Here is a 26,089-nt window from a genome sequence, read left to right as displayed (position 1 = left end):
TACATGCCGGGGCGATGGGCTGGGTCGCGCTGATCACCTTCGGGTCGATCTATGCGGTGGTGCCCCTGCTCTGGCGCAGGCAGGCCATGTACAGCGCGGCGCTGGTCGAATGGCACTTCTGGCTCGCGCTCGCGGGGACGGTCATCTACGTCTTCGCGATGTGGAACAGCGGCATCACCCAGGGGCTGATGTGGCGCACCTACACCGAAAGCGGCACGCTCGCCTATTCCTTCACCGACACGCTGGTGGCGATGCACCCCTATTACATCGCGCGCGCCATCGGCGGCGCCATGTTCCTGGCGGGGGCGGTCATCTGCGTCTTCAACGTGGTGATGACGATCCGCACCGCGCCCCACCGAACCCCGCAACGCGACTATCCCACCGGATCGGAGGCGCTCGAGCCTGCCGTCCCGGCGGCGGAGTAGACCCATGTTCAAGACACTCCTCAAACCCTTCGCCCGCTTCTTCGAGTTCCACGCCAGGACGCACTACCGTGCCGAGCGGCATTCCATGACCCTCGCGGCCGGCATCATCCTTGCCGCGGGCGTGGGCGGCATGGTCGAGATCGCGCCGCTCTTCACCATCGACGGCACCGTCGAGGCGGCCCCCGACATGCGGCTCTATACACCGCTCGAACAGGCGGGACGCGACATCTTCATCCGCGAGGGCTGCTACGCCTGCCACAGCCAGATGATCCGCACGCTCAGGGATGAGGTGGACCGCTACGGCCCCTATTCGCTGGCAGTCGAAAGCCAGTACGATCACCCGATGCTCTGGGGGTCGAAACGGACCGGCCCCGACCTTGCGCGGGTGGGCGAGAAATATTCCGACGACTGGCAGGTGCGCCATCTGGCCGATCCGCGCGCCCTGGTGCCGCAATCGGTGATGCCGCAATACGCCTTCCTGCTCGACGCGACGCTCGACACCGCCAGCCTGCCCGACCGGCTGGCCGCGCTGCGCACGGTGGGCGTTCCCTATACCGACGCGCAGATCGCCAACGCCGCGAGCGACGCGCTGGGTCAGGCGCTGCCCGACACGGACCGCGCCGACGGTGTCTTCGCCCGCTACGGCGATGCGACGAACGTGCGCGCCTTCGACGGCCGCCGCGACCGGCTGAGCGAAATGGATGCGCTCGTCGCCTACCTGCAAATCCTGGGCGGGCTGACCGACCTGCCCGCCAGAACCCAACCGCCGAGGGGGCAATGACATGGAACTGAACTATGAGACGACATCCGCCTTCGCCAAGTCCTTCGGGCTGCTCTACCTGATCGCCCTGTCGGTGGCGATCACCCTCTACGCCTATTGGCCCTCGCTCGGACCGCGTTTCGAAAAGGCCGCCAACAGCGTTCTGGACGATGAGGACGGCCCATGTCGGTAAGGCAACGCGATCCGCTGAGCGGTCATGAGACCACCGGCCACGAATGGAACGGCATCACCGAGCTGAACACCCGCGTGCCGCGGGCGATCTGGTGGGCCGTCGGCCTCACCCACGTCTGGGCGCTCGGCTATTGGGTGCTGATGCCGGCCTGGCCGCTGGTCACGACCTACACCAAGGGCGTTCTGGGCTACGACGACCAGACGCGGCTCGACCGCCAGCTTGCGGCCGCCAGCGCGGAGCGGGCCGCGCGGACGCAACCGCTGGCCACGCTTCCGGCCCGGGACATCCGGCAGGAGCCCCCCCTGATGGCCTATGTCGCGGGCACCGCGCCCGCCCTCTTCGGGGACAATTGCGCGGCCTGCCACGGCACGGACGCGGCGGGCGGGCCGGGCTTTCCCAGCCTCGTCGACAATGCGTGGCTCTGGGGGGGCGATGCGGATACGATCATGGAAACGCTGCGCGTGGGCATCAACGCGCCCCACCCCGAAACCCGCAGCTCGCAGATGCTCGCCTTCGGCGCGACCGGCATTCTGAGCGACCCGCAGATCCGCACCGTGGTCAGCTACGTCCGGTCCCTGTCGGCGGGCGACGGGCAGGCCGACCCGCAGCGCCTGGCCGAGGGCAAGGCGATCTTCGCCGAGAACTGCTCAAGCTGCCACGGCGAGAACGCCAAGGGCGACCGCACGATCGGGGCGCCCGATCTGACCGATGATTTCTGGATCTACGGAGGCGACGAGGCGTCCATGGTCGCAACCGTCAAGCTGGGCCGCCAGGGGTGGATGCCCGCCTGGGAAGACAGGCTTACCACCGCCGACCGCATGGCGCTCACGCTCTATATCCAGAACCTCGGCGCGGAGCGGGCCCGATGAGCCGCCCGCGCCTTGTGGCCATGACCTCGGCCGGTCTGCTCGTCGCGGGCTTCGTCGCGGCCAACGCCCATCTCGTCACCATCGCCATCGGCTCGCAGCCCGATTGCGTCCTCGATGACCCATTCGCGAAAGGCGCCGCCCCGCGCGCGGCGAAACCCTCATGCTGAGCGATTTCACCAACGACCCCGACGCGCCGCCCCCCCCCGACAGGAACATCCCCGGTTTCGTGCCCCCCCTGCCGCGCGAAAACCCGCGGGCGCGCGCGCTTCCGCCGCGCGCGGCCTTCGCCTGGTTGCGGGCGGGCTGGTCCGACCTGCGGATCAATCCCGTGCCCAGCCTGCTCTACGGGCTGAGCGTCTTCGCGCTCTCCTTCCTCGTGGTCTGGGCGCTGTTTCAGTACCGCTACGAATATGCGCTGTTTCCGGCGCTCTCGGGGTTCATGGTCCTCGGCCCGCTGATCGCCAACGGCCTTTACGAAAAGAGCCGCGCGCTGGAGGCGGGCGAAAGGATCGGCCTGGCGCGGATGATCTTCGTGCGGCCCCGTTCGGGCCATCAGGCGCTTTTCATGGGGGTCATGCTTCTGGGGCTGTTCCTGCTGTGGCTCAGGGCGGCGGTGCTGATCTATGCGCTCTTCTTCGGCATGGTGCCCTTCCCCGGCACCGACGCGCTGATCCCGATGCTGCTGCTGACCCCGACCGGCTGGGCGCTGCTGTCGGCGGGCAGCATCGTCGGCGCGCTGTTCGCGGCCTTCGCCTTCGCGATCAGCGTCTTCGCCGTGCCGATGCTGCTGACCGAGCGGACGGACGCGCTGTCGGCCATGGGCATCAGCATGGCGACGGTCTGGGCCAACCTGCCGGTCATGCTGACCTGGGGCGCGATCGTGCTGGCGCTGTTCATCGCCTCGGTCGCCACCGTCTTTGTCGGGCTGGTGGTGGTCTTTCCGCTGCTCGGCCATGCGACATGGCACGCCTACCGCGCCATGGACCCCGCCGCGCCGATCGGCCGGACCCAGCACGCCCCGGCGCGCTGACGCGGCCATCGGGGCTGGCACGGCCGGGCCCGTCGCCGAGCTCCGCCCGCTACGCCCGAGCGCCCGCCGGCGGGCCGAGGGACTCGCGCCAGATCAACTGCGTCTCCAGCCTGACGGGATCGGGCGGCGCCTCGCCCTCGACCATCTTGATCAGCATCCGGGCCGCGCGGCGCCCCATTTCGCGGTGCGGCACGTGGATGGTGGTCAGCGCAGGCACGGCGACCTGCGCCAGCTCGATGTCGTCGAAGCCGGTGATCGACACCTGCCCCGGCACGTCGAGCCCCATCTCGCGCGCGCGGCGCAGCGCGCCCACGGCCAGCACGTCGTTGCCGCACATGACCACCGTGGCGGGATCGGGCGCGCGGGCCAGCGCCTCGAACGCCTGCGCACCGTTGCCGATGCCATAGGGCGTCTCGATCACGTGCAGCCGGGCATCGCAAAGCCCGGCCTCGCGCATCGCGTCCCGCGCCCCCGAAAGGCGGCTGCGCGCCCGGTCGTTGGTCGCCGTCTCCGCCGAGATCAGCGCCAGACGCTCATGCCCCAGCGCGATGACGCGCGCCGTCAGCTCATGCATCGCGGCGCGGTTGTCGAACCCGATCGAGGCCTGCCCGGCCGCCGGATCATATGTCCAGGCGACGAGCGCAGGCTTGTCCTGCCGCCTGAGGAATTCGTAGATCGCAGGGTCGCGGTCATGCCCGATCAGCAGCAGCGCATCCGCACCCCGCGCGACCAGCGACTGGATCTGCGTCTCCTCCAGATCCGGCCGGTACGACGAGCTGGCCACGAGCAGCGTGAACCCCTGGGCGTTCAACTCCTCCTGAAAGGCCTGAAGGCCGCGCGCGAAGATCGCGTTTTCCATCGTCGGGATGATCGCGCCGATGGTGTTGGTACGCCGCGCCACCATCGCGCGGGCCACGAAATTCGGCGAATAGCCCAGATCGCGCACCGCCTGCATGACCCTCAGGCGCGTCTTCTCGACGACCTGCTGCGGCGTGTTCAGACAGCGCGAGACCGTGGCCGTCGAGACCCCCGCCCGGAGGGCGACGTCCTGCAACGTGGGGGTGGTTCTGAGACCTTTCATCGCGGGGGCATCCTTGTGGGCGGCGCGCAGGGCGCCGCGCGGTCTTGCAATGTAGCGGCGCGGAAGGCAAAATGTAAGCGCTTGCATTGAAATTTGTAAGCGCTTACATTTTTGACAGAATCGCCGTAATGCCGGAGTTCGCCGCAATGTCGATGCTGATAGCCGCCATCCTGTTCGCGATCTTCGCGGCCGATGTCATCATCGGCTCGACGGGCGGCAAGGTGTTCCTGAGCGACGTGGGAGAGATGCTGATGCTGCTGGGAGCATCGGTGTTTTTCGTCGTGGCGATCCTCAAGCGAGAAGCCATCCGAAACAAACGGGACGGCGGCGCATAGATCACTGAAATTCACTGGGAGGATGAATGATGGACAGCGAAAGCAAAGAGTTGGAGTCGGCCACGCGGCGCAATTTCCTGCGTCTGGCAAGCGCGGGCGGCTTTACCGCCGCGATGGTCGCGGGTGCGGCCGGCACGCTCTGGTCGGCCCCCGCCGCCGCGCAGACCGCGTCGGAGGAGCGTGACAAGCAAAAGGCGGCGGAGCATGTGATGACCATCGCGACCGCCTATGTGCTGGGCGCGTCGCGCAGCTACCCGCTGATGCAGCTCGACCTGAAGGAAAACATCCAGAACACCAGCAACGGCAAGATCTACGTCAAGCTCGCCCCCGGCGGCCAGCTGGGTGTGGGCGGTGCGCTGGTCCAGAAGGTCCAGGCAGGCACCATCCAGGGCGCGCAGCATTCGCTGGCGAATTTCGCGCCCTTCGCCAGCGCGGTTGATCTGATCAACCTGCCCTATTTCTGCGGCTCCAACCAGCGGTTCACCAACCTGGTGCATTCCGACGCCTGGAAAAAGGAGGTTCACCCCAAGGTCGAGGCCTCCGGGTTCAAGTCGCTGTTCTACGTGGTGATCGACCCGCGCGTCGTCGCGGTGCGCAAGGGCGGCGCGGGCGCGGTGATGGCCCCCGACGATCTGAAGGGCGTCAAGTTCCGCGTGCCCGGATCGAAGATGCTGCAACAGTATTACCGCATGGTCGGCGCCAACCCCACGCCCGTCGCCTGGGGCGAGACGCCTTCGGCCATCAAACAGGGCGTCGCGGATGCGCTCGACCCGGCGGTGGGTGCGCTTTACACCTTCGGTTTCAAGGACATCCTCAGCCATGTGACCTTTACCCAGGCGGTGCCCGACAGTCAGGTCTATTCGATCAACCTGGAATGGTTCAACGCCCTGCCGAGCGACCTGCAGGACGCGGTGGAATTCGCGGGCGAGATCACCGGCCAGCAGAACCTCGCCAAAGTGCCCGGTGCGCGCGCCTATGCGATGGCCGAGCTGCGCAAATCGGGGGTGGAGTTCCATTCGCTGACCGACGACCAGCTGGGCGCCTGGAAAGAGGCGGGCGGCTATCAGCGGTCGGAATGGGACCAGTTCAAGACCGAGCTGGCCGGCTCGATGGACGCCTTCGCCAAGTTGGAAGAAGCCGCAGGCACCCGCGGGCGCTATTACGTCCACGACGCCTGAACGGGCGGGGCGCGCGCGCGAAGCCGCGCCGCCCCCCTTTTCCGTCCCCTTTCCGCCCCGCAACGCCACCTCGTGTCGCGACCGACAAGCCCCGGACAGGACCGCGCGCGGCCGATCGCCAATGCGACCCCGGCCCCGCGTCTGCACTCGTTTGTGAAAGAATGCCATGCTCAGGATCATTCGCCTGCTGGATGCGAACGCCGAAAGATGGGCGCTTCTGGTCTTTTACGTGATGCTCGTCGCCACCATGGCGGTCGAGGTCCTGCGCCGCGAGATCTTTGCCTATTCCTCCATCTGGGGCGAAGAAATCGTGCGCTACAGCTTCATCTATCTCGCCTGGGTCGGCGCCGCCGCGGCGGTGCGCGAACGCGGGCACATCCGCATCGACGTGATGCTGCACTACCTGGGGCCGCGCGCCAAGGCGGCGGTCTACATGTTCGGCGATCTGGTGATGTTCGCGGTCGCCGCCGTGGCGCTCTACTGGTCGTTCGAGACGGTGATGGTCTCGGCCAAATTCGGATCGGTCAGCCACGGGCTGCGCATATCGATGGTCTGGTTCCTGATGGCGGTTCCGCTGGGTTTCGGTCTGATGATCCTGCGCCTGACGCAATCCTTCCTGCGCGATCTGCGCAGCCTTCGCGACGGCACGCCCGTCTACGAAGGCGACAAGCTGTTCGACTGAGGGGGGCGCGCGATGCTTTGGAACACGTTGCAGGAACAGTCGGTCGTGCTCGACTGGTCGTTCTACCTGCCGGTGATCATGTTCGTGGCGCTCTGCGCGCTGGCGGTGCCGGTCTGGGCGGCGATCGGGGTGGCGGCGATCGGCATGTTGGTGATGTCGGGCGACCTGCCGCTGTCGCTGATCGGCGAAAGCCTGTTCGACGGGATCGACGCCTTCGCGCTGACGGCGGTGCCGCTGTTCATCCTGACCGGCGACGTTCTGGTGCGCACCGGGCTCAGCCGGAAATTCCTCGACGTGGCCGAGGCGTTGACCTGCTGGGCCCGGGGCGGCTTCGGCAGCGCGACGGTGCTGGTCTGCGGCATGTTCTCGGCGATCTCGGGATCGGATGCGGCGGGGGCGGCGGCGGTCGGACGGATGACCATCGACCGGCTGGTCGAGTCGGGCTACCCGCGCCCCTATGCCTGCGCGCTGGTCGCGGCGGGCGCCTGCACCGGCATCCTGATCCCGCCCTCGATCGCCTATATCATCATCGGGCTGGTGCTCGGCATCTCGGCCTCGACGCTGTTCCTGGCGGCACTGATCCCCGGCACCGCGATCCTGCTGTCCATCCTGCTGACCAACATCGTGATGAACCGGATCTACGGCTATGAGGGCGGCGGGCTGATGACCGCGTCGGAATGGGCGCGCAACCTGGGACAGGCGCTGCTGTCGGGGTGGTATGCCTTCATCGTGCCCGGCATCATCTTCTACGGCATCTTTTCGGGGCGGCTGACCCCGACCGAGGCGGGCGCGACGGCGGTGGTGGTCACCATCATCATCGGCTTCATCCTGGGCACGCTGCGGCTGTCGGATTTTCCGCAGATGCTGCTCAGCTCGGCCAAGGTCAGCGGGGTGATCCTGCCGATCATCGCCTTTTCGCTGCCGCTGGCCCAGGCGCTGGCGATCATGGGCGTGCCGCAGGGGTTCGTCTATTCGGTGACCTCGCTGACCGACGACCCCACGATCCTGATCCTGCTGATGATCGCGATCCTGATCGCGGCCGGCTGCGTGATGGAAACCACGCCCAACATCGTGATCCTGGCCCCGATCCTGAAACCGCTGGCCGACAACATCGGCATGAACGAGATCCAGTTCTCGATCATGATGATCACCGCGCTGGGCGTGGGGTTCATCACGCCGCCGCTGGGGCTGAACCTCTTCGTCGTCTCGGGGATCACGGGCGAATCCATCCTCAAGATCGCCGGACGCGCGCTGCCCTTCGTCTTCTTCATGCTGATCGTCGTCCTGCTGATCGCCTATATCCCGGCGATTTCGACGACGCTGCTTCCCGACATCTACAAATAGGACCCTACCGACATGGCTTGTGACTACCTCAAGAAAGCGCCGCTGACCTCGAAATCGGATGCCTCGGACGTGCACCAGATCGTGCAGGGCATCCTCGACGACATCGAGGCGCGCGGCGAGGCGGCGGCGCTGGAATACGCCGCCAGGTTCGACAAATACGACGGCAACATCATCCTGAGCCAGGCGGAGATCGACGCCGCCTGCGCCAAGGTGCCCGACCGGCTGAAGGCCGACATCCGCTTTGCCCACGACAACGTGCGCCGCTTTGCCGAGGCGCAGAAAGCCACCGTGCGCGACGTCGAATGCGAGGTGGTGAAGGGGCTGACGGCCGGGCAGCGCGCGATCCCGGTGGATGCGGCGGGCTGCTACGTGCCGGGCGGGCGCTACAGCCACATCGCCAGCGCGATCATGACGGTGACCACCGCCAAGGTCGCCGGGTGCAGCCACATCATGGCCTGCTCGCCGCCGCGCCCCGGCGTCGGCGTGGCCCCCGCCATCGTCTATGCCGCGCATATCTGCGGCGCGGATACGATCATGGCGATCGGCGGGGTGCAGGGGGTCGCGGCGATGACCTTCGGGCTGTTCGACCTGCCCAGGGCCAACATCCTCGTCGGCCCCGGCAACCAGTTCGTCGCCGAGGCCAAGCGCATCCTCTTCGGGCGCGTGGGCATCGACATGATCGCGGGCCCCACCGACAGCCTGATCCTGGCCGACGCCACCGCCGACGCGCATGTCGTGGCCACCGACCTGGTCAGCCAGGCGGAACATGGCTACAACTCGCCGGTCTGGCTGGTCACCGATCACCGCCCGCTGGCCGAGAAGGTCATGGATCTGGTGCCGCGGCTGATCGCGGATCTGCCCCAGGTCAACCGCGAAAACGCCGCCGCCGCCTGGCGCGACTATGCCGAGGTGATGGTCTGCGTCGGCCGCGAGGAAATGGCCGCCACCTCCGACGCCTACGCCCCCGAACATCTGACCGTGCAGGCGCGGGATCTGGATTGGTGGCTGGGGCGGCTGACCTGCTACGGCTCGCTGTTTCTGGGCGAAGAGACGACCGTGGCCTATGGCGACAAGGCCAGCGGCACCAACCACGTGCTGCCCACCTCGGGCGCGGCCAGCTATACCGGCGGGCTGAGCGTGCACAAGTTCATGAAGATGGTGACCTGGCAGCGCGCCACCCGCGAAGGCGCCAAGGGCGTGGCCGAGGCGACGGCGCGGATTTCCCGGCTGGAGGGCATGGAAGGCCACGCCCGCAGCGCCGACGTGCGGCTGGCCAAGTATTTCCCCGGCGAACAGTTCGACCTGACCGCCAATGGCTGATCCGCGCGCATTGTTCGACCTGACGGGCCGCGTCGCCTGCGTGACCGGCGCCAGTTCCGGGCTGGGCCGCCGCGCGGCGACGGTGCTGGCGGCGGCGGGCGCGCGGGTGGTGGGCGTCGCCCGCCGCGCCGATGCGCTGGCCGCGTGGTGCGCCGAGGTCGGGCCTCAGGCGGCCTCGGTCACGGCGGATCTGTCCGACCGCGATGCTATCGCCGACATCGCCTGCGAGATCGTGCAGCCCTTCGGCGCGCCCGACATCGTGGTGCACGCCGCCGGGATCAACACCCGCCAGCCCGCGGATGAGGTCACCCCCGAAGGCTGGGACATCACGATGGCGCTGAACCTTGGCGCGCCCTTTTTCCTCAGCCAGGCGCTGGTGCCCGCGATGCGGCGGCGCGGCTGGGGGCGGATCGTGAATTTTGCCTCTCTGCAGACAACGCGCGCCTGTCCCGGCGGCATCGCCTATGGCACGGCCAAGGGCGGCGTGGCGCAAATGACCCGCGCGATGGCCGAGGCGTGGTCCCCGCAGGGCATCACCGCCAACGCGATCGGGCCGGGGTTCTTTCCCACCGAGCTGACGCAGGCGGTCTTCGACGATCCCGCCCGCGCCGCGCGCAACGCCGCGCAGACCTGCCTGGGCCGCAATGGTCAGCTGGAGGATCTGGACGGCCCGCTGCTGTTTCTCTGCTCGCAGGCCTCGGCCTATGTGACGGGGCAGGTCCTGATGGTCGACGGGGGGTTCACCGCAAGATGAAAGCCCTGGTCTATGACGCGCCGGAAACGCTGGTCTACCGCGATGTGCCCGAACCCCGCGCCCGCGCGGACGAACATCTGATCCGCATCGAGGCGGTGGGCATCTGCGGATCGGACATGCACGCCTATCTGGGCCATGACGCGCGCCGCCCCGCGCCGCTGATCCTGGGGCATGAGGCCGCGGGCGTGATCACCGGCGGGCCGCGCGACGGCGCGCGGGTGACGATCAACCCGCTGGTCACCTGCGGCAATTGCCCCGCCTGCCGCGCCGGGCGCGACAACATCTGCCCGCAGCGGCAGATCATCTCGATGCCGCCGCGCGAAGGCGCCTTTGCCGAATGGGTCGCCATGCCCGCGCGCAACCTGGTGACCGTTCCCGATGCCGTGCCCATGGGCCAGGCGGCGCTGGCCGAACCGATCGCCTGCGGCTGGCATGGGTCGCGGCTGGGCCTGGCCGCACTGGGGGGCACGGAAGGCGCGCGCGCGCTGGTGCTGGGCGGCGGCGCCATCGGGCTGGGCGGCGCGCTGAGCCTCGCGGCGCAGGGCGTGGCCGAGGTTACCGTGCTCGAACCCAACCCCATCCGGCGCGCCTATCTCCGGGACCGCTGCGGGCAGACGGTGTTGGGCCCCGACGCGCTGGACCCTGCGCTTCTGTTCGACATCGTGCTGGACGGCGTGGGCTTTGCCGCGACGCGCGAAACCGCCTCCGCGCAGGTGCGCCCCGGCGGCGTCATCGTCCATATCGGCCTGGGCGAGGATCGCGGCGGGCTGGACATCCGCCGCATGACGCTGGCCGAGATCACCTTCATCGGCTGCTACACCTATACGGCCGAGGATTTCCGCCAGACGGCGCAAGCGATCTTCGACGGGCGGCTTGGCGCGCTGGACTGGACCGAAGACCGCCCGCTGGGCGAGGGCGCCCGCGCCTTCGCCGACATCCGCGCGGGCGCGACGGCGGCGCCCAAGGTGATCCTGCGTCCCAACCCCTGACGCCGCGCCCGTGACCAACCCGTGACGCCGCCCCGTGGCGCGCGACGGTGACGCGCGACGGTGAAGGGGGCACGCGACGGTGGCGCGCGCGCGAAATCGGTTTACCTTCCGCCTCAGCGCCCTCAGCCGAGACCCATCAACCCAGACAAGGAAAATCGCCCATGTCAGACCCCAAGCCGGTCTCCTGCATCGTCTTCGACGTCAATGAAACCCTGCTCGACATCACCACGCTGGAGCCGCTTTTCGAACGGCTGTTCGGCGCCGGCTCCGTCATGCGCGAATGGTTCGCGGAGCTGATCCTCTATGCGCAGACGATGACCCTCTCGGGGCGCTACGCGCCCTTCGGCACCCTGGCCGAAGGCGTCCTGCGCATGGTCGCCGACAACAAGAAGGTGCAGCTTGCCGATCGCGACGTCGACGAGCTGAAGTCGCGGATCGGCGCCATGCCCGCCTATGCGGATGTGAAACCCGCCCTCGCCCGGCTGCGCGAGGCGGGCTTCACGCTGGCGACCCTGACCAATTCCGCGCCCGCGCCCGCGCCGACCCCGATGGAAAAGGCGGGTATCGCGGCGTGTTTCGACCATCATTTCAGCGTGGCCGAGGTCGGCAAGTTCAAGCCCCATCCCGACACCTATGCGATGGTGCAGGATCGGCTGGGCACCCCGCCGCCGCAGCTTTGCATGGTCGCCTGCCACCTGTGGGACACCATCGGCGCCCAGGCCGCGGGCTGGCAGGGCGCCTTCATCCGGCGTCCCAACAACAGCGTGCTGCACGTCCCCGACGCGCCGCCCCCCGACCTCGCGGCCGATGACCTTGGCACGCTGGCGGATCGGATCATCGCCGCGAACAGCGCAGGGTGAAGGGCAGGCGCGGCCCGGCGGTGCAGGTGAGACGCACCCGGACCGCGCCCGAATTGGCCCCCAAACCCAAGCCGGCGCAATCGAGCCGACCAGATCAGGGCCGCGAAAGGCCGCTCTCGCTCGCGATATGCTCGAAATCCGTCAGGGCGGCGAAGCTTGCGGCCTGGACCTGGCCGAACTTCGAGCGGTCGGCCACCAGCACCCGGCTTTGCGCCCGCGCCATCGCCGCGCGCTTCAGCGCCGCCTCGCGGAAGGTGGTGCAGCTCACCCCCAGCCTTTCATCGACACCCGCGGCCGACATGAAGGCCCGGGTTATGGCATAGGCCTCCAGCGTCTTGTCCTCCTCCGTCGGATAGAAGGAGGCCGTCGGCGGATGATACGCCCCGCCCAGCAGGACAAGCCGGATATTCGGCTTGCGCACCACCATGTCCGCGATGTTCAAAGCGTAACAGATAACGGTCAGCTCCATGTCGTCGGGCAGCAACGCCACCAGATGGGGCAGGGTCGTGCCGCAGTCGACGAACAGCGTATCCTCCGCGCGCACCAGCGGCAGGCAGGCCGCACAGGCGGCACGTTTGGCGGGCTGGTTGATGTCCGCCGCCGCGCTCAGATCATAGGGCGCCCGGCGAACGACCTCCTGCGACAGCACGATATGGCCGCCCAAAAACTGCAACGAACCGGAGCCGTCGCGCAGATCGCGCCGGACGGTCATCTCGGAAACCCCGAGCAGGTCCGCCGCGGCGCGCACATGCATGGCACCATCGCGCGCCACGGCCCGCTGCAACAGCTGCAAGCGCGCGTCCTTCCGGCCCTTCGCAAGGCCCCGGCGTGCCGAGTGGGTCATATGCGGTCTGCTCCTGCTCGGAGATGTTATAGTTGTAACAAAAACAGGTTGCAATCGAAACACGCAGGCGTAGGATGCGGATAACCTCCGCTGCGGCCCACCGGGGCGGTCTTGCCACGCAACAAGGTTTCGCAATGTCTCAAGCCGCCGCCCTGTCGCCGTCCTCTCCCGCGCCCTTCTCCGCGCCCTCTTCTGCACCCTCGACGCCCCCCGACGGTCAGACGCAAGGCCCGGCGCGCAATCCCGGGCTGCCGCTGGACCTGTCGGTCGTGCAATCGGTGCGGGTGAACCGCTCCGCCGCCGAACGCCGTGCCGCCGCCCTGCCCGGCCGCCGCGCGGTCAAGGGCGACGCGCAAGGCGCCTGGCTGCTGAAGGCGGTGACCTGCATCGATCTGACCACGCTCAACGGCGATGACACCGAAGGGCGCGTGCGCAGGCTATGCGCCAAGGCCGCGCAGCCGGTGCGCCCGGACCTGCTCGAGGCGCTCGGCATGGGCGACCGGCGCATCACGACCGGCGCGGTCTGCGTCTATCACCGCTTTGTCGCCGCCGCCGTGGATGCGCTGGCGGGAACCGGCATCCCGGTCGCCGCCGTCTCGACAGGCTTTCCCGCGGGGCTGGCGCCGCATGCGACCAAGCTCGCGGAAATCGAAGCCTCGGTCAAAGACGGCGCGCAGGAGATCGACATCGTCATCACCCGCGAGCATGTGCTCGTCGGCAACTGGCAGGCGCTCTACGACGAGGTGCGCGATTACCGCGCCGCCTGCGGACAGGCCCACATCAAGACGATCCTCGCCACCGGCGATCTGAAAACCCTGCGCAACGTGGCCAGGGCCAGCCTCGTGTGCATGATGGCGGGGGCCGATTTCATCAAGACCTCCACCGGGAAAGAGGGCGTCAACGCGACCTTGCCGGTGTCGCTGACCATGTTGCGCGCCATTCGGCAGTACCGGGACATGACCGGCATCAACATCGGCTACAAACCCGCCGGCGGCGTGTCGAAGGCGAAGGACGTGCTGAGCTATCTCGCCCTGATGAAGGAGGAGCTGGGCCACGCCTGGCTGCAACCGGATCTTTTCCGCATCGGTGCCTCGTCGCTTCTGGGCGACATCGAGCGGCAACTCGAACACCGCGCAACCGGGGCCTACAGCGCGGCCCGTCGCCATCCGATCGGATAAGACACAATGACAATCGCGAGCTTTTTCGACAGCATGGACTACGCCCCCAGCAAGGAAGACGACAGCCAGGCGCGCGCGTGGCTGACCGCCCATGACGGGCGTTTCGGCCATTTCATCGCCGGCGGTTTCACCGCGCCCGGCCGCGGCTTTTACACGGTCGAGCCCGCCACCGGGCAGCGGCTGGCCGCCATCACGCAGGGCGGCGCGGCCGACGTGGACAGCGCGGTCGCCGCCGCACGCAAGGCGCAAAGGACATGGGCCGCCCTGCCCGGCCACGACCGCGCGCGCAAACTCTACGCCCTGGCGCGGATCATCCAGCGCAACGCGCGCCTTCTTTCGGTGGTCGAGGCGCTCGACAACGGCAAGCCGATCCGCGAAACCCGCGATATCGACATCCCGCTCGCGGCACGCCATTTCTACCACCATGCGGGCTGGGCGCAGCTTCAGGACAGCCAGTTCGCGGGCTACGACCCGCTCGGCGTGGTCGGGCAGATCATCCCCTGGAACTTTCCGCTGCTGATGCTGGCGTGGAAGGTCGCGCCCGCGCTGGCGCTCGGCAACACGGTGGTGTTGAAACCGGCCGAGGCGACGCCGCTCAGCGCGCTGCTCTTTGCCGAACTGGCGCAGGCGGCGGGGCTGCCCGAGGGCGTTCTGAACATCGTCACGGGCGACGGCGAAACCGGCGCGCTGCTCGCCGCGCATGAAGATGTCGATAAGGTCGCCTTCACCGGCTCCACCGAGGTCGGGCGCCGCATCCGCGAGGCGACCGCGGGCAGCGGCAAATCCCTGACGCTGGAACTTGGCGGCAAATCGCCCTTCATCGTCTGCGAGGACGCGGATCTCGACGCCGCCGTCGAAGGCGTGGTCGATGCCATCTGGTTCAATCAGGGTCAGGTCTGCTGCGCGGGCTCTCGCCTGATCGTGCAGGAGGGCGTCGCCGAAACCTTCCACGCCCGTCTGGCCGCGCGGATGAAGACGCTGCGCATCGGCCCGTCGCTGGACAAGACCATCGACATGAGCGCCATCATCGACGCCGCACAGCGCGACCGCATCGCCGGGATGGTCGAGCGCGCGGTCGCCGCGGGCGCCACGCTGCTGCAAGCCGAAACCGCCCTGCCCGAGGGCGGCAGCTTCTACCCGGCGACGGTGCTGCGCGACGTGCCGCCCACCTGCGACGCGGCAAGCGAAGAGATCTTCGGCCCGGTCGCCGTGTCCATGACCTACCGCACCCCGGAGGAGGCCGTCCAGCTTGCCAACCACACCCGCTACGGCCTCGCCGCCAGCGTCTGGAGCGAAAACATCAACCTCGCGCTCGATCTGGCCGCGCAGGTGCAGGCAGGCATCGTCTGGGTCAACTGCACCAATGTCATGGATGCGGGCGTGGGCTTCGGCGGGGTGAAGGAAAGCGGCTTCGGGCGCGAGGGCGGGCGCGAGGGCTGTTTCGACTACCTCAAGCCGCGGGCCTTCGCCAGGATGCCCGCGCGCAAACCCGGCCCGCCCGCCAAGGCCCGGGGCTTCGCGCTCGACACCGTCGACCGGACCGCGAAATTCTACATCGGCGGCAAGCAGGCCCGGCCCGACGGCGGCTACGCCCGCCCGGTGACCGGCGCCGGGGGCGAGGCGCTCGGCTCGGTGCTCGGCGAGGTCGGCGTGGCGAACCGCAAGGACATCCGCAACGCGGTGGAAGCGGCGCGCGCCGCCGCCGGCTGGGGCTCGAAAAGCCAGCACAACCGCGCGCAGATCCTCTATTACATGGGCGAAAACCTCTCCGCCCGCGCTGCGGAATTCGCCGACCGGCTGCGCCTGCAAACGGGCGCGAAGCCCGAACAGGCCCGCGCCGAGGTCTCCGCCTCCGTGGCCCGGCTCTTCAGCTATGCTGCGTGGGCCGACAAATACGAAGGCACGGTGCACCTGCCCCCGATGCGCGGTCTCGCCCTCGCGGTGCCCGAGCCCATCGGCATCGCCGGGGTGATCTGCCCGGACGAGGCGCCGCTGCTGGGTCTGATCAGCACCACCGCGCCGCTCATCGCCATGGGCAACCGCGTCGTCGCCGTGGCCTCGGAAATGCATCCGCTCTCGGCCACGGATTTCTATCAGGTGCTGGAAACCTCGGACGTCCCGGCGGGCGTCTTCAATATCCTCACCGGCAGCGCCGCGGACCTTGGGGCCGAGCTTGCCCGACACAACGAGGTCGATGCCCTCTGGGCCTTCGGCACCGCGGATCTGGCGCGGTCGGTCGAAAACCTCTCCACCGGCAACCTCAAGCGCGTGTTCACCGACGGCGGCCGCGCCTGGGACTGGTCGGCGCCCGAGACCGAAGGCGAGCTGTTCCTGCGCCACGCCACACAGATCAAGAACATCTGGGTCCCCTACGGAGAGTAGGCCGGTGCGCCGCCCGTTCCGGGATCCCGGCAAGCGCCTCCAGCCCGGCGTGCAGCACCGCGCGGCCCGGCTCCCGCTGCGCGGGATCGTCACGCAGGATCGGAAAAAGCCCTTGGGATCGTCCATTGGCCGAACCCGCGCGGAATATGGCCGCTCGGCGGACGGGTCCATTCATGCGAGGGGCAGCCATGCCGGTCCACATGCACCTCGGCGCAGGGCGGTCGCGTGCCGTGAATGCCGCGTGACGGTGCGATGGGCGCGTGTTAGCTGTCGGACAGATCGCTTCGACCGGGGATTTTCATGACCGTGCCAGCTTCGCCTGCCGTGCCCATTTCGCCAAGGCCGCGGGGCGCCCCCGCGCGGCGCGTGTTGCCGGGGCGCGGCGCGTGACGCCGCTGGTCTTCGGCACGGTGCTGATGGCGGCGCTGTTGCACGCCACCTGGAATGCCATCGTCAAGGGCGGCGGGGATGCCCATAGCTCCATGGCCGCCGTCGTGATCGGCCATGTGCCGCTCGCGCTTGTCGTGCTGCCGCTGGTGCCGGTTCCCGCGGCGGACGGGCTGCCCTGGCTTCTGACGGGGATCGCGCTGCATCTGGGCTATCAGCTGTTCCTGATCGCGGGCTACCGGATCGGCGATCTCACGCAAGTCTACCCGATCGCACGCGGATCGGCGCCGCTGATCGTGGCGGCGGTCTCGGTGGGGCTGCTGGGGGTGACGCTTGCCCGCACCGAACTGCTGGCGATCGGGCTGATCGCGGCGAGCATCCTGTCGCTCGCGCTGGTGCGCCGCGCGGATGGCACGCGCAATCCGCGCGCGGTGGGCATGGCGCTCGGCACCGGGACGTTCATCGCCGCCTATTCGCTGGTCGACGGCGCAGGCGCGCGGGCGGCGGGCACCGCGCTCGGCTACTGGACCTGGGCCGCGCTCGGCAATGCGGCGGTGTTCTGCACCTGGACGGCCCTCGCCAAGCCCGACCTGCTGCGGCGCCTGCCGCGCGATCCCCGGCTGCTGCGCCTGGGGCTGATCGGGGGCAGCGCCTCCTACCTGGCCTATGCGCTGGTGGTCTGGGCCTTCACGCTGGCGCCCATCGCGCTGGTCACCGCGCTGCGCGAAACCTCGATCGTCTTTGCGCTGCTGATCGGGGTGGGCTTCCTGCGCGAACGGCTCGACCTGGCGAAGGTCGCGGCCACCCTGGTCACCATCATAGGCGCGGGACTGCTGCGCATCGCCAAGGGCTGAGCGCCAGCCGACCCGACGCAGACCGGCCCCGCACCATCCCGGCCCCGGTCCGCCCTGATCCGGCCCTCCGAGCCGACAGCCTCAATCCGGCGACGGCAGCCCGAGCGCCGCGCGCCAGCCGTGGCGGGGGGCAAAGCCCACCATCCGCCGCGCCTTGTCGATCGCGTAAAAGGTCTCGTCCCCGCCCATGTCCCGCTTGAGCGGCACGTCGGGATAGAACCGCGCGCGCAGCTCGGCGTTGCTCAGCCCCACCGACAGGTCGGGATTGGCGACGTTGAACACCTCATAGCCCAGCCCGTCGGTGCGCAGGCAGCAGTCGACCATATGCCCGAGATCGCGCGCGTCGATATAGGCGAAGATGTTGCGCCGCCGCAGCGCGGGATCTTCCAGATAGGCGGGAAAGTCGCGGGTATACTCATGCGGCTCGATCACGTTGTTGATGCGCAGCCCGTAGATGTCGATGCCGCTGCGCGCCTGAAAGCTGCGCGCCGCGGCCTCGCCCGCGACCTTGGACATGGCATAGCTGTCATGCGGCACCGTCGGGTGCGCCTCGTCCACGGGCAAATAGTCTGGGCGCATCTCGCCCTGCGCGAAGCAGATGCCGTAGGTGGTTTCCGACGAGGCGAAGATGACCTTGGGAATGCCCAGCTTCACCGCCGCTTCCAGCACGTTGTAGGTCGACAGCACGTTGACGCGGTAGGTCTCGTTGTCGGGCTCGATCAGAATGCGCGGCAGGGCGGCGAAATGGACCACCGCGTCATAGCGCGGCACGCGTTCGGCCTCCAGCTCGTCGAGCCCGGCAAGCGCGCTCATCGCGTTGAAGACCTGGCCGCTGTCGGTCAGCTCCACCCGAAGATCGTCGACGCCCGGATGGCCCAGCGGCACACGGTCGGCATTCACCACCCGATGCCCGCATTCCAGCAGGAAGGGCAGCACATGCCGCCCCGCCTTGCCCGATCCGCCGGTGAACAGAATACGCATGTGACCCCCTCTGCCTGGTTCCCGCACGAGCATAGGCGCCCCGCGCGCAGGGGCAAGCGACGGGACAAATGATGCGCCAGACGATGCGCCCTACTGCGGACCAGACCGCGGACGACCCGGTGAACCTGCCGATCCGCCGACCACCCCGCGCGCGCCGCGGCGCCCGCCGCGTCCTCCGCCCGGCGCGCTCAGCCGCCGCCCGATGCGCCGCCGTCCCCCTCCGCCCGCGCCAGCGCGGTGGCCAGCATCGCGGTGACAAGCTGCACCCCGGGCACGAGCGCGGCCTCGTCGAAATCGAACTGCGGCGTGTGGTGTCCGCTGGCCAGATCGGCCCCCAGCACGAATATCCCGGCCCGGCCGCCATGCGCCGCAACCGCGTTGGCCAGCACCGTCGCATCTTCGCTCGCGTCGAAGGAAAAGCCGCGCAGCGCGTGCTCATAGGCACCGGACGCCCGGTTCACGCCCTCGGCCCAGGTCGCCACATCGGCAGGGTTGGCCCAGGCATCGGCGCTGCCGCGCAGCTCGATCTCGCTGCCGATCCCATGCGCGGTGGCTGTTGCCGTCACCAGGCGACGGCAGCGGCGGTCCAGGTCCTCCAGCGTGTCGTTGGCCGCGGCCCGGATCTCGAATTCGAACCGCGCCGAGGCCGGCACGATGTTGAGCGCGGTTCCCGCCTCCAGCAGGCCCACGTTCACACGCACCCCCCGCGCGCCCGATTGCGCCAGCGCGTGCAGGCCGGTCACCATCTGGCACGCGGCCAGCAAGGCGTTGCGGCCCGACTGCGGGTCCTTGCCCGCATGCGCCGCCCGCCCGTCGAGGGTCACCGCGAATTTCCGTGTCGCCAGAAAGCCGTCGACCCCGAGTGCGACCGACCCGCTCGGCACGCCCAGTCCCAGATGGACGGCGATCAGCAGATCCACGTCTTCCAGCCAGCCCGCATCGACGACGGCACGCGCGCCGCGCCCGCCCTCTTCGGCGGGCTGGAACAGCAGCTTCACCCGACCGCCCGCGCGCTCCCGCGCGAGCAGCGGTCCGACAAGGCGCGCCACCCCCAGCCCGATCGCGATATGCCCGTCGTGGCCGCAGGCGTGCATCACCCCCTCCGCGGCCGAGGCGAACCCCGCTTCGGCCGGAATGTGGTCCTCCGCCGCCTCGGGGATCGGCAGCGCGTCGATATCGACGCGCAGGCACACGGTGGGGCCGGGCCGCCCGGTGTCATGGACGGCGATGCAGCCGGTATCGCCTTCACCCGGCACCGGGCTGCGGCTTTTGCCGAGCCGGGCGGCATCGCCCAGCAGATCGCGGCCCGATGTCGTCTCGAACCCCAGCGCCTCGAGCTCGGCCACGATCCTGCGCGTGGTCCGGGTCTCGCGCCAGCCAAGCTCGGGGTGGCGGTGGAAGTCACGGCGCAGATCGACCAGCCAGCCGCGCAGCGCGGCCGCGTCCCCGGCGATCCGCCGGTGCAGCGCGGGGTCCGGGTCCATGTTCAGACCCGGGTTCAGGCCCGAACTCAGGTCCGTATTCAGGCCCGGATGCGATCCCGCGCCCTCCCCCGCGGTGGCGTCAGACCGCGGCGCACCGCCGGTCCGGGGCGCGGGCTCGGACTCGGGCCCGGACTCGGACTCGGGCGCAGGCGCCCCCTCGCGCCGATCCCCGCTCATGCCGGCACAAGCGCGCCCCAGGGGCTTTGCCAGTCCCCGTCCTCGCTCCAGATCGTCTTGATGTGCATATGCTGCCGGATGGCTTCCTCGCCCATTTCCAGGCCAACGCCGCTCTGCTTGTAGCCGCCATAGGGGGAGCCGGGATGCAGGCTGTGAACGGTGTTCACCCAGACGATACCGGATTGGGCACGGCGCGAAATCCGGCGCGCGGACTGGATGTTGGTCGTGAACACCGTCGTCGCCAGACCGTAGGGCGTGGCGTTGCTGATCGCGATCGCCTCATCCACATCGCGAAAGCGGCTCACGGTGACGATCGGGCCGAAAATCTCCTCCCGGGCCAGCGCATGGGCGGGATCGACATCCAGATAGACCGTCGGGGGAACGAAGAAACCCTGCTCGGGCACCGCCACGCGCGCGGCGTCCAGCGGCACCAGCCCGGCCGCCTCGGCCTCTTTCATGCGCGCGCGGATCTGGTCGCGGTGCCGCGCGGAAATGGTGGGGCCGACCAGCGTGTCGGGGTCGAGCGGATCACCGGCCCGGATGCGGCCGATCCGCGCCGAGACCATCCGCAGGAACGCATCCGCCACGCTGTCCGCGACCAGCAGCCGCGATCCCGCCGTGCAGGTCTGGCCCGCGTTGTTGAACGCCGAGAACACCAGCGCATCGGCCGCGCGTTCCAGATCGGCGTCGGCCAGCACGATGAACCCGGTCTTCCCGCCAAGCTCCAGCGTGACCGATTTCAGCGCGCCGCCCGCCAGCGTGCCGATGCCGCGCCCGACGGATGTGGACCCGGTGAAGGTGATCTTGCCGATGTCCCGGTGGCGCACGATCGCATCGCCGATCGTCGGCCCCGATCCGTTCAACACGTTCAGCAGGCCCGCGGGCAGCCCCGCCTGATGCGCCACCCAGGCCAGCATCAGCGCCGAAAGCGGCGTCTCCTCCGCCGGTTTCAGGATGACGGCATTGCCCGTCGCCAGCGCCGGGGCGATCTTTCCCGCGGCATTGGTCAGCGGATAGTTCCAGGGCGTGATCGCGCCGACGATCCCGATCGGCTCGTATTCGATGGAATTGCTGCGCCCCGGCTGGACCGGGATCGACACGCCGCGCAGCCGGTCGGTCGTGCCGGCAAAGAACTCGAACAACCGCGCCGCGCGCTCGGTGTCGCGGGTGATGGTGTCGTGTATCGGTCGGCCCGCGTCCAGCGTGTCGAGCGTGCCCAGGGCCTGCGCGTAATCGCGGATCGCATCCGCGATGCGGCGCATGATCCGGGCCCGGTCCTGCCCATCCAGACGCCACCATTCCCGCTGCGCCCCCTGCGCGGCCGCCACCGCGTCCTCCAGGTTTTCGCGCGTGGCGGAGCCGACCGACACCAGCGTCTCGCCAAGCGCGGGGTCCACACTGTCGAAAACCTGGCCGGGCGATGCCGCCACCCAGGCGCCGTTGATCCACAGCGGCAGCGTGTCTTCGCCCGCATCCGCCGGGAATACCTCGCGCAGCAGCGCGCGGCGATCGGTCATGGATTGAAACATCTGCCTGCCTTCGTCCTTGTCGCCGCGCGCCCCGTCACCAGGCCGCATCCAGCCATTCCGCGATCTCCTGCGCCGTGGCGGAACGCGGGTTCCAGTAAGTCTGCGGATCGCCCAGCACATCCTGCGCGATCTTCGCGGATTGCCCCGCGGGCAGCCCGATGTCCGACAGTTTTCGCGGTGTGCCCAGAACATCCGACAGCGCTTCGACCGCCGCCACCAGCGCCTCGGCCGCGGCGCGCTCGTCGGTGACGGCGGACACCCCGGCCACACCGGCCGCGCGGGCCGCTTCGGCCAGCTTCGGCAGCGCGGCCTCGAAATTGAACCGCAGGCTTTGCAGCACCATCACCGAATTCGCCTCGCTGTGGGACAGATCATAGCGCCCGCCCAGGCTGTGACAGACCGAATGACCGATCCCCAGCCATGAGTTCGCATAGGTCAGCCCCGACATCGAGGCCGCGTCTATCGCCCGCTGCACCGTCGCCAGATCGGGTTTCGGCGCCGCTTCGGAAAACTGCGGCAGCGTCTCCAGCAGATGGCGCAGGGCGGCGAAGGCGAAGGCGTCGGTGACGGGCTGCGCACCCTTGGAATAGCTCGCCTCCAGACAGTGGTGGACCGCGTTCATCCCGCTGGTCGCCAGAACGCGCGTCGGGGTGGAGGCCACGACCTGCGCGTCGAGGAACACCGCCGCCGGCGTCAGCCTGGGATGCACGAAGATCAGCTTCTCGCCGCGCGCGCTGTCGGTGACCGCGCCGCCGGCCACCACATCGGCCGCCGAAAATGTGCTGGGCACCGTCAGCACCGGAAGGGGCGCGATGTCGATGTCGATGCCGTGGAACGTGTCGGGCGGTTCGAACCGGCTGACGAATTCGACGATGTCGCGCCCGCTGGGCAACATCACCGCGATCGCCTTGGCCATGTCGTGCACGATGCCGCCGCCGATGGCTATGACCGCCTCGGGGGGGTCCTGCCGCATCTGCTCCACCGCGCGGCGCACCGTCTCGACCGGCAGGTTCGGCGCGACCCGGTCGATCACCGCGACCACCCGCTCGCCCAACGCCTGCCTGATCTCGCGCAGGAAAGGCGTCTTGGCGGCCAGGCTGGCGCTGCTGACGATCGCCACGCGCCCGACGCCCAGCCTGTCCAGTTCGGCCGCGATCCCGGACCGGCAGCCCGGGCCGCTGACGATTGTCTTGGGGATAGCCGTGCCATCGAAACGCCGCGTTGTCATGTCTCTCTCCTGTATCGCAGGCGACGGCGGCCGCTCGGGCCGCCGCGCCCCTTGGGGTCTTATTTCCAGTCGTCGGGCACGGCCTGCCCGGACAGGTCCACCGCGTCGAGCGTGGTCTTCGAGATCAGGCTCGCCTGGGTCAGCGTCTCCGCCGGGATGGACTGGCCCTCGCTCGCCTCGATGGCGCGCTGCACGGCAAGACGCGCCATCGTCACCGGCTGGCTGACCACGGTGGCGTCGATCCAGCCTTCCTCGATCAGGCGCCGGGTTTCCGGCTCCATGTCGGTGGTCAGGATCATCACGTCACCGGGCTTCTTGCCCGCCGCGCGCAGCGCCTGCACCGCGCCGATCGCGATCGGTCCGTTGAAGGCGTAGACCACCTTCACCGTCGGGCGGGATTGCAGGAAATCCTGCATCGTGGTCAGCGCCTCCGCCGAGGAGGTGGAGGTGAATTTCTCGGCGACGACCTTCATGTCCGGGTATTTCGCGATGTAATCCTTGAACCCGTCGACCCGGAACCGGGTCAGATCCAGCCCGCTCGGCCCCGACAGCAGGATCACGTCGCCCTTGCCGCCCAGCTTGTCGACGGCATAGGCGGCCAGCAGCTCCGTCATCACATAGGACGGCTCGCCGACGAACCCGCTGATCTTGTCGGTCTTGGTGGCGATGCCGTCGTTGACCACGGGCACGCCCGCGGCGATCGCCTTTTCCACCACCGGCACGGTGCCGTCGGAACTGGCGGGCACCAGCACGATCCCCGCGACCTTGCGCTGGATCACATCCTCGATCTGCGAGACCTGCTTTTGCAGGTTGCCGTAGCCGCCCGCGTCATAGATCTCGACCTTGTAGCCGCGCTTCTTGCCTTCCTCGATGTAGCCGTAGGACTTCATCTTGAAATACGGATCGCCCGCGGCGGGCAGCATCACCGCGATCTCCTTTTCCTGGGCCAGCGCGCCGGTCACGCCCGCCGCGCCCGCCAGTGCGGCGCCAAGCGCCAGACCGACGCCGCGCATCACGCTTCCAAATGTTTTCATGGGTCTTCTCCTCTGTTGCATCCGGCCTTGTTTGCTTTTGCGGCGCGGAATTTCCTGTCAGGTCAGCTGCGGCGCCGGAACGAATTGATCCAGGCCGACAGGATGATGATGGCGCCGACGATCACCTGCTGCGTGAAGGTCGAGATCGTCAGCAGGTTGAGGCCATTCACCATGAAGGCGATGACAAGCACGCCCAGCAGCGTGCGCAGCACCCCGCCGCGCCCGCCGAAGATGCTGGTTCCGCCGATGATGACCGCGCCGATCGACTGAAGCAGCAGCTCGCCCGACCCGAGCAGCGGCTGCCCGGAAATCACCCGTCCGCTCAGCATGAACCCCGCGACGGCCGCATAGGCACCGCTGATCGCGAAGATGAAGATCTTGACCCGGCCAACGTCGATCCCCGACATCACGGCCACCTGTTCATTGCCGCCGATCGCGTAGATGTGGCGCCCCACCGGCGTTCCCGCCAGCACGTAGAACGCCAGCCCCAGCAGCAGGGCCGCGATCAGCAGGGGCACGGGAACCGGCCCGATGAACCCGCCGCCGAACCAGAAGAAGATATCCACGTCCGGGCGCGGCAGCCCGAAAATGGTCGACCCCCCCGACACGACGAGGGCAAGCCCCGCCACGATGTAAAGCATCCCCAGGGTGACGATGAACGGCTGGATCCGCGCGCGCCCGACCAGCAGCCCGTTCACCACCCCGACCAGCGCCCCCGCCCCGATGCCGAGCAGCGCGCCCGGCACGATCCCGAAGCTCATCATCACGCTCGCCGTCACCACGCTGACCAGGCTGATCACCGAGCCCTGCGACAGGTCGAGTCCCCCCATGAGCAGCGCAAAGGTCTGCCCCGTCGCCAGGACCAGCAGCGGCGCGCTTTGCACCAGCACGTTGGTGATGTTCTGGGTGGTCAGGAAATAGGGACTCGCGATCGAATAGACGACGAACATCACGATCAGCGCCAGCCCCGGCCCCACGATCGCGGCGTCGATGGCCGGAAACCGGGACGGTTTGCGATCTGCCCCGGCGGGTTTCGAAGGAGTGGACGTAGCGCTCATCATCAATCTATCCGTTTGTTATCGCGTCGACGACCCGTTCGGCGGGCAGATCGACGTTTTCGAATTCGGCGACGATCCGGCCGGACCGCATGGCAATGACGCGGTCGGCGACCGCCAGGACCTCTTCGAGATCCGAAGACACCATCAAGACCCCGCGACCAGCCGCGGCGAGGCTCTCGATCAGGGCATAGATCTCGGCCTTGGCACCGACGTCGACGCCCTGCGTCGGCTCGTCGATCAGGAAAACCTCGGCATCGGTCGACAGCCATTTGGCCAGGACGACCTTCTGCTGGTTGCCGCCCGACAGCGCCCCGGCAGCCAGATCGGCCGAGGGCGTGCGGATCGAAAGCCTGTCGATCAGGCGCGCGGCGTGGCGCGTGATGCGGCCCCGGTCCAGCATCGCCCGCCCCATGAAACGCCTCAGGATCGGCAGGGCGATGTTCTCGCCGATCGACATGATGACCGACACGCCCTGACCGCGACGGTCCTCGGGGATCAGCGCGATGCCGGCCGAAATCGCGTCGCGGGGCGATTTCAGCGCGACCGCCCTGCCGCCCACGCGGATCTCGCCCGCGCCGATGGCCCGCACGCCGAACACGGTTTCCAGAAGCTCCGTCCGCCCGGCGCCGACAAGCCCCGTGATCACCACGATCTCGCCCGGCCGCAGATCAAAGCCGAGATCCTCGAACTCGCCCGCGCGCGACAGCCCGGCGACCTCCAGCAGGGGCGGGCCTTCCTCCGCCCGGCGCCCGGCGCGCGCGGTCTTCGCGTGCAGGGCCTTGCCCGCGTCGCCGGTGATCAGCGACACGATCCGGTCCCGCCCGGTCTCGCGCGCCGGATAGGTGCCCGCCGAGATGCCGTCGCGCAGGACGGTCACCCGGTCGACGAGCCCCGCGATCTCTTCCAGCCGGTGGCTGACGTAGACGATGCCGACCCCGTCGTCCGCCAGCCGGCGCACCACGTCGAACAGCCGCTCGGATTCCGCATGGCTCAGCGAGGCGGTGGGCTCATCGAGGATGAGCACCTTGGCATGGCTCCTGAGCGCCTTGGCGATCTCGAGCTGCTGGCGCTTGCCGGTGCCCAGATCGCGCACGCGGGCGGTGGCGGGGAAATCCGCGCCGACCATCCCGAGC

26 protein-coding genes are annotated in these 26,089 nt (G+C 68.9%); 17 read left to right on the top strand and 9 right to left on the bottom strand.

Going from position 1 to position 26,089, the window contains the following annotated elements; all coding sequences use genetic code 11:
• From ACU0BR_RS00355 to ACU0BR_RS00330, 6 genes are all read left to right on the top strand, one after another.
• Positions 1-425: cbb3-type cytochrome c oxidase subunit I (locus ACU0BR_RS00355; protein WP_446154851.1), on the top strand; the 425-nt coding region annotated here is incomplete at its 5' end.
• A 4-nt stretch (positions 426-429) separates the two neighbouring features.
• A complete protein-coding gene (ccoO, locus tag ACU0BR_RS00350; protein ID WP_446154850.1) occupies positions 430-1,206 on the top strand; it encodes a cytochrome-c oxidase, cbb3-type subunit II in 777 nt (258 codons plus the stop codon).
• Between the two features lies 1 nt (position 1,207).
• The gene (locus ACU0BR_RS00345; RefSeq protein ID WP_446154849.1) at positions 1,208-1,378 is read left to right on the top strand and encodes a cbb3-type cytochrome oxidase subunit 3; all 171 of its coding nucleotides are present in this window, start codon (positions 1,208-1,210) and stop codon (positions 1,376-1,378) included.
• Complete coding sequence (gene ccoP, locus ACU0BR_RS00340; protein WP_446154848.1) at positions 1,369-2,247, top strand: cytochrome-c oxidase, cbb3-type subunit III; 879 nt, start codon at positions 1,369-1,371, stop codon at positions 2,245-2,247. The genes ACU0BR_RS00345 and ccoP overlap by 10 nt, the downstream gene beginning before the upstream one ends.
• The gene (locus ACU0BR_RS00335; RefSeq protein WP_446154847.1) at positions 2,244-2,414 is read left to right on the top strand and encodes a hypothetical protein; all 171 of its coding nucleotides are present in this window, start codon (positions 2,244-2,246) and stop codon (positions 2,412-2,414) included. Before ccoP ends, ACU0BR_RS00335 begins: the two co-directional genes overlap by 4 nt.
• A complete protein-coding gene (locus ACU0BR_RS00330) occupies positions 2,408-3,277 on the top strand; it encodes a DUF2189 domain-containing protein (protein WP_446154846.1) in 870 nt (289 codons plus the stop codon). Before ACU0BR_RS00335 ends, ACU0BR_RS00330 begins: the two co-directional genes overlap by 7 nt.
• A gap of 49 nt (positions 3,278-3,326) precedes the next feature.
• Here ACU0BR_RS00330 and ACU0BR_RS00325 read toward each other — a convergent pair whose 3' ends face one another.
• On the bottom strand, positions 3,327-4,358 hold the full coding sequence (locus ACU0BR_RS00325; RefSeq protein WP_446154845.1) for a LacI family DNA-binding transcriptional regulator: 1,032 nt from the start codon (positions 4,356-4,358) through the stop codon (positions 3,327-3,329).
• 146 nt (positions 4,359-4,504) lie between these two features.
• Between ACU0BR_RS00325 and ACU0BR_RS00320 the strand changes: the two genes are divergently transcribed.
• The 8 genes from ACU0BR_RS00320 to ACU0BR_RS00285 all read left to right on the top strand — a co-directional run bounded on the left by ACU0BR_RS00320 (position 4,505) and on the right by ACU0BR_RS00285 (position 11,820).
• Complete coding sequence (locus tag ACU0BR_RS00320; RefSeq protein ID WP_446154844.1) at positions 4,505-4,693, top strand: hypothetical protein; 189 nt, start codon at positions 4,505-4,507, stop codon at positions 4,691-4,693.
• A 29-nt stretch (positions 4,694-4,722) separates the two neighbouring features.
• On the top strand, positions 4,723-5,871 hold the full coding sequence (locus ACU0BR_RS00315) for a TRAP transporter substrate-binding protein (protein WP_446154843.1): 1,149 nt from the start codon (positions 4,723-4,725) through the stop codon (positions 5,869-5,871).
• A 166-nt stretch (positions 5,872-6,037) separates the two neighbouring features.
• Complete coding sequence (locus ACU0BR_RS00310) at positions 6,038-6,553, top strand: TRAP transporter small permease (protein ID WP_446154842.1); 516 nt, start codon at positions 6,038-6,040, stop codon at positions 6,551-6,553.
• A 12-nt stretch (positions 6,554-6,565) separates the two neighbouring features.
• Positions 6,566-7,897 (top strand): TRAP transporter large permease, encoded by a 1,332-nt coding sequence (locus tag ACU0BR_RS00305; protein ID WP_446154841.1) that lies wholly within the window; start codon positions 6,566-6,568, stop codon positions 7,895-7,897.
• A gap of 12 nt (positions 7,898-7,909) precedes the next feature.
• Positions 7,910-9,217 carry a histidinol dehydrogenase gene (gene hisD, locus ACU0BR_RS00300; protein ID WP_446154840.1) on the top strand — a complete coding sequence of 436 codons (1,308 nt, stop codon included), beginning with the start codon at positions 7,910-7,912 and terminating at the stop codon, positions 9,215-9,217.
• A complete protein-coding gene (locus ACU0BR_RS00295) occupies positions 9,210-9,971 on the top strand; it encodes an SDR family NAD(P)-dependent oxidoreductase (RefSeq protein ID WP_446154839.1) in 762 nt (253 codons plus the stop codon). The genes hisD and ACU0BR_RS00295 overlap by 8 nt, the downstream gene beginning before the upstream one ends.
• Positions 9,968-10,960 carry a zinc-dependent alcohol dehydrogenase gene (locus tag ACU0BR_RS00290; protein ID WP_446154838.1) on the top strand — a complete coding sequence of 331 codons (993 nt, stop codon included), beginning with the start codon at positions 9,968-9,970 and terminating at the stop codon, positions 10,958-10,960. Before ACU0BR_RS00295 ends, ACU0BR_RS00290 begins: the two co-directional genes overlap by 4 nt.
• A 161-nt stretch (positions 10,961-11,121) precedes the next feature.
• Positions 11,122-11,820: a haloacid dehalogenase type II gene (locus ACU0BR_RS00285; RefSeq protein WP_446154837.1), complete on the top strand. Its 699-nt coding sequence runs from the start codon at positions 11,122-11,124 to the stop codon at positions 11,818-11,820.
• Positions 11,821-11,914: 94 nt separating this feature from the next.
• Here ACU0BR_RS00285 and ACU0BR_RS00280 read toward each other — a convergent pair whose 3' ends face one another.
• Complete coding sequence (locus ACU0BR_RS00280; protein WP_446154836.1) at positions 11,915-12,613, bottom strand: DeoR/GlpR family DNA-binding transcription regulator; 699 nt, start codon at positions 12,611-12,613, stop codon at positions 11,915-11,917.
• A gap of 185 nt (positions 12,614-12,798) precedes the next feature.
• On the opposite strand from ACU0BR_RS00280, the gene deoC reads away from it, so the two are divergent.
• The 3 genes from deoC to ACU0BR_RS00265 all read left to right on the top strand — a co-directional run bounded on the left by deoC (position 12,799) and on the right by ACU0BR_RS00265 (position 17,465).
• Positions 12,799-13,842, top strand: coding sequence for a deoxyribose-phosphate aldolase (gene deoC / locus ACU0BR_RS00275; RefSeq protein ID WP_446154835.1), 1,044 nt, complete (start codon positions 12,799-12,801; stop codon positions 13,840-13,842).
• A 6-nt stretch (positions 13,843-13,848) separates the two neighbouring features.
• Positions 13,849-16,224 carry an aldehyde dehydrogenase family protein gene (locus ACU0BR_RS00270; protein ID WP_446154834.1) on the top strand — a complete coding sequence of 792 codons (2,376 nt, stop codon included), beginning with the start codon at positions 13,849-13,851 and terminating at the stop codon, positions 16,222-16,224.
• A 260-nt stretch (positions 16,225-16,484) separates the two neighbouring features.
• Positions 16,485-17,465 carry an EamA family transporter gene (locus ACU0BR_RS00265; RefSeq protein ID WP_446154833.1) on the top strand — a complete coding sequence of 327 codons (981 nt, stop codon included), beginning with the start codon at positions 16,485-16,487 and terminating at the stop codon, positions 17,463-17,465.
• Positions 17,466-17,546: 81 nt separating this feature from the next.
• Here the strand turns inward: ACU0BR_RS00265 and ACU0BR_RS00260 are convergent, their stop codons facing one another.
• The 7 genes from ACU0BR_RS00260 to ACU0BR_RS00230 all read right to left on the bottom strand — a co-directional run.
• Positions 17,547-18,446, bottom strand: a complete 900-nt coding sequence (locus tag ACU0BR_RS00260) for an NAD-dependent epimerase/dehydratase family protein (RefSeq protein ID WP_446154832.1) — start codon at positions 18,444-18,446, stop codon at positions 17,547-17,549.
• A 188-nt stretch (positions 18,447-18,634) separates the two neighbouring features.
• Positions 18,635-19,930 carry an amidohydrolase gene (locus ACU0BR_RS00255; RefSeq protein ID WP_446154831.1) on the bottom strand — a complete coding sequence of 432 codons (1,296 nt, stop codon included), beginning with the start codon at positions 19,928-19,930 and terminating at the stop codon, positions 18,635-18,637.
• Between the two features lie 173 nt (positions 19,931-20,103).
• Positions 20,104-21,636 (bottom strand): aldehyde dehydrogenase family protein, encoded by a 1,533-nt coding sequence (locus ACU0BR_RS00250; protein ID WP_446154830.1) that lies wholly within the window; start codon positions 21,634-21,636, stop codon positions 20,104-20,106.
• A gap of 34 nt (positions 21,637-21,670) precedes the next feature.
• A complete protein-coding gene (locus ACU0BR_RS00245) occupies positions 21,671-22,864 on the bottom strand; it encodes an iron-containing alcohol dehydrogenase family protein (RefSeq protein WP_446154829.1) in 1,194 nt (397 codons plus the stop codon).
• 59 nt (positions 22,865-22,923) lie between these two features.
• Entirely contained in the window at positions 22,924-23,898 is a 975-nt protein-coding gene (locus ACU0BR_RS00240) for a sugar ABC transporter substrate-binding protein (protein WP_446154828.1), read from the bottom strand.
• 62 nt (positions 23,899-23,960) lie between these two features.
• Positions 23,961-24,959, bottom strand: a complete 999-nt coding sequence (locus tag ACU0BR_RS00235) for an ABC transporter permease (RefSeq protein ID WP_446154827.1) — start codon at positions 24,957-24,959, stop codon at positions 23,961-23,963.
• 4 nt (positions 24,960-24,963) lie between these two features.
• Positions 24,964-26,089: sugar ABC transporter ATP-binding protein (locus tag ACU0BR_RS00230; RefSeq protein ID WP_446154826.1), on the bottom strand; the 1,126-nt coding region annotated here is incomplete at its 5' end.

This window comes from Brevirhabdus sp. (assembly GCF_052826345.1).
This window is presented reverse-complemented; position numbering and strand designations above follow the sequence as displayed.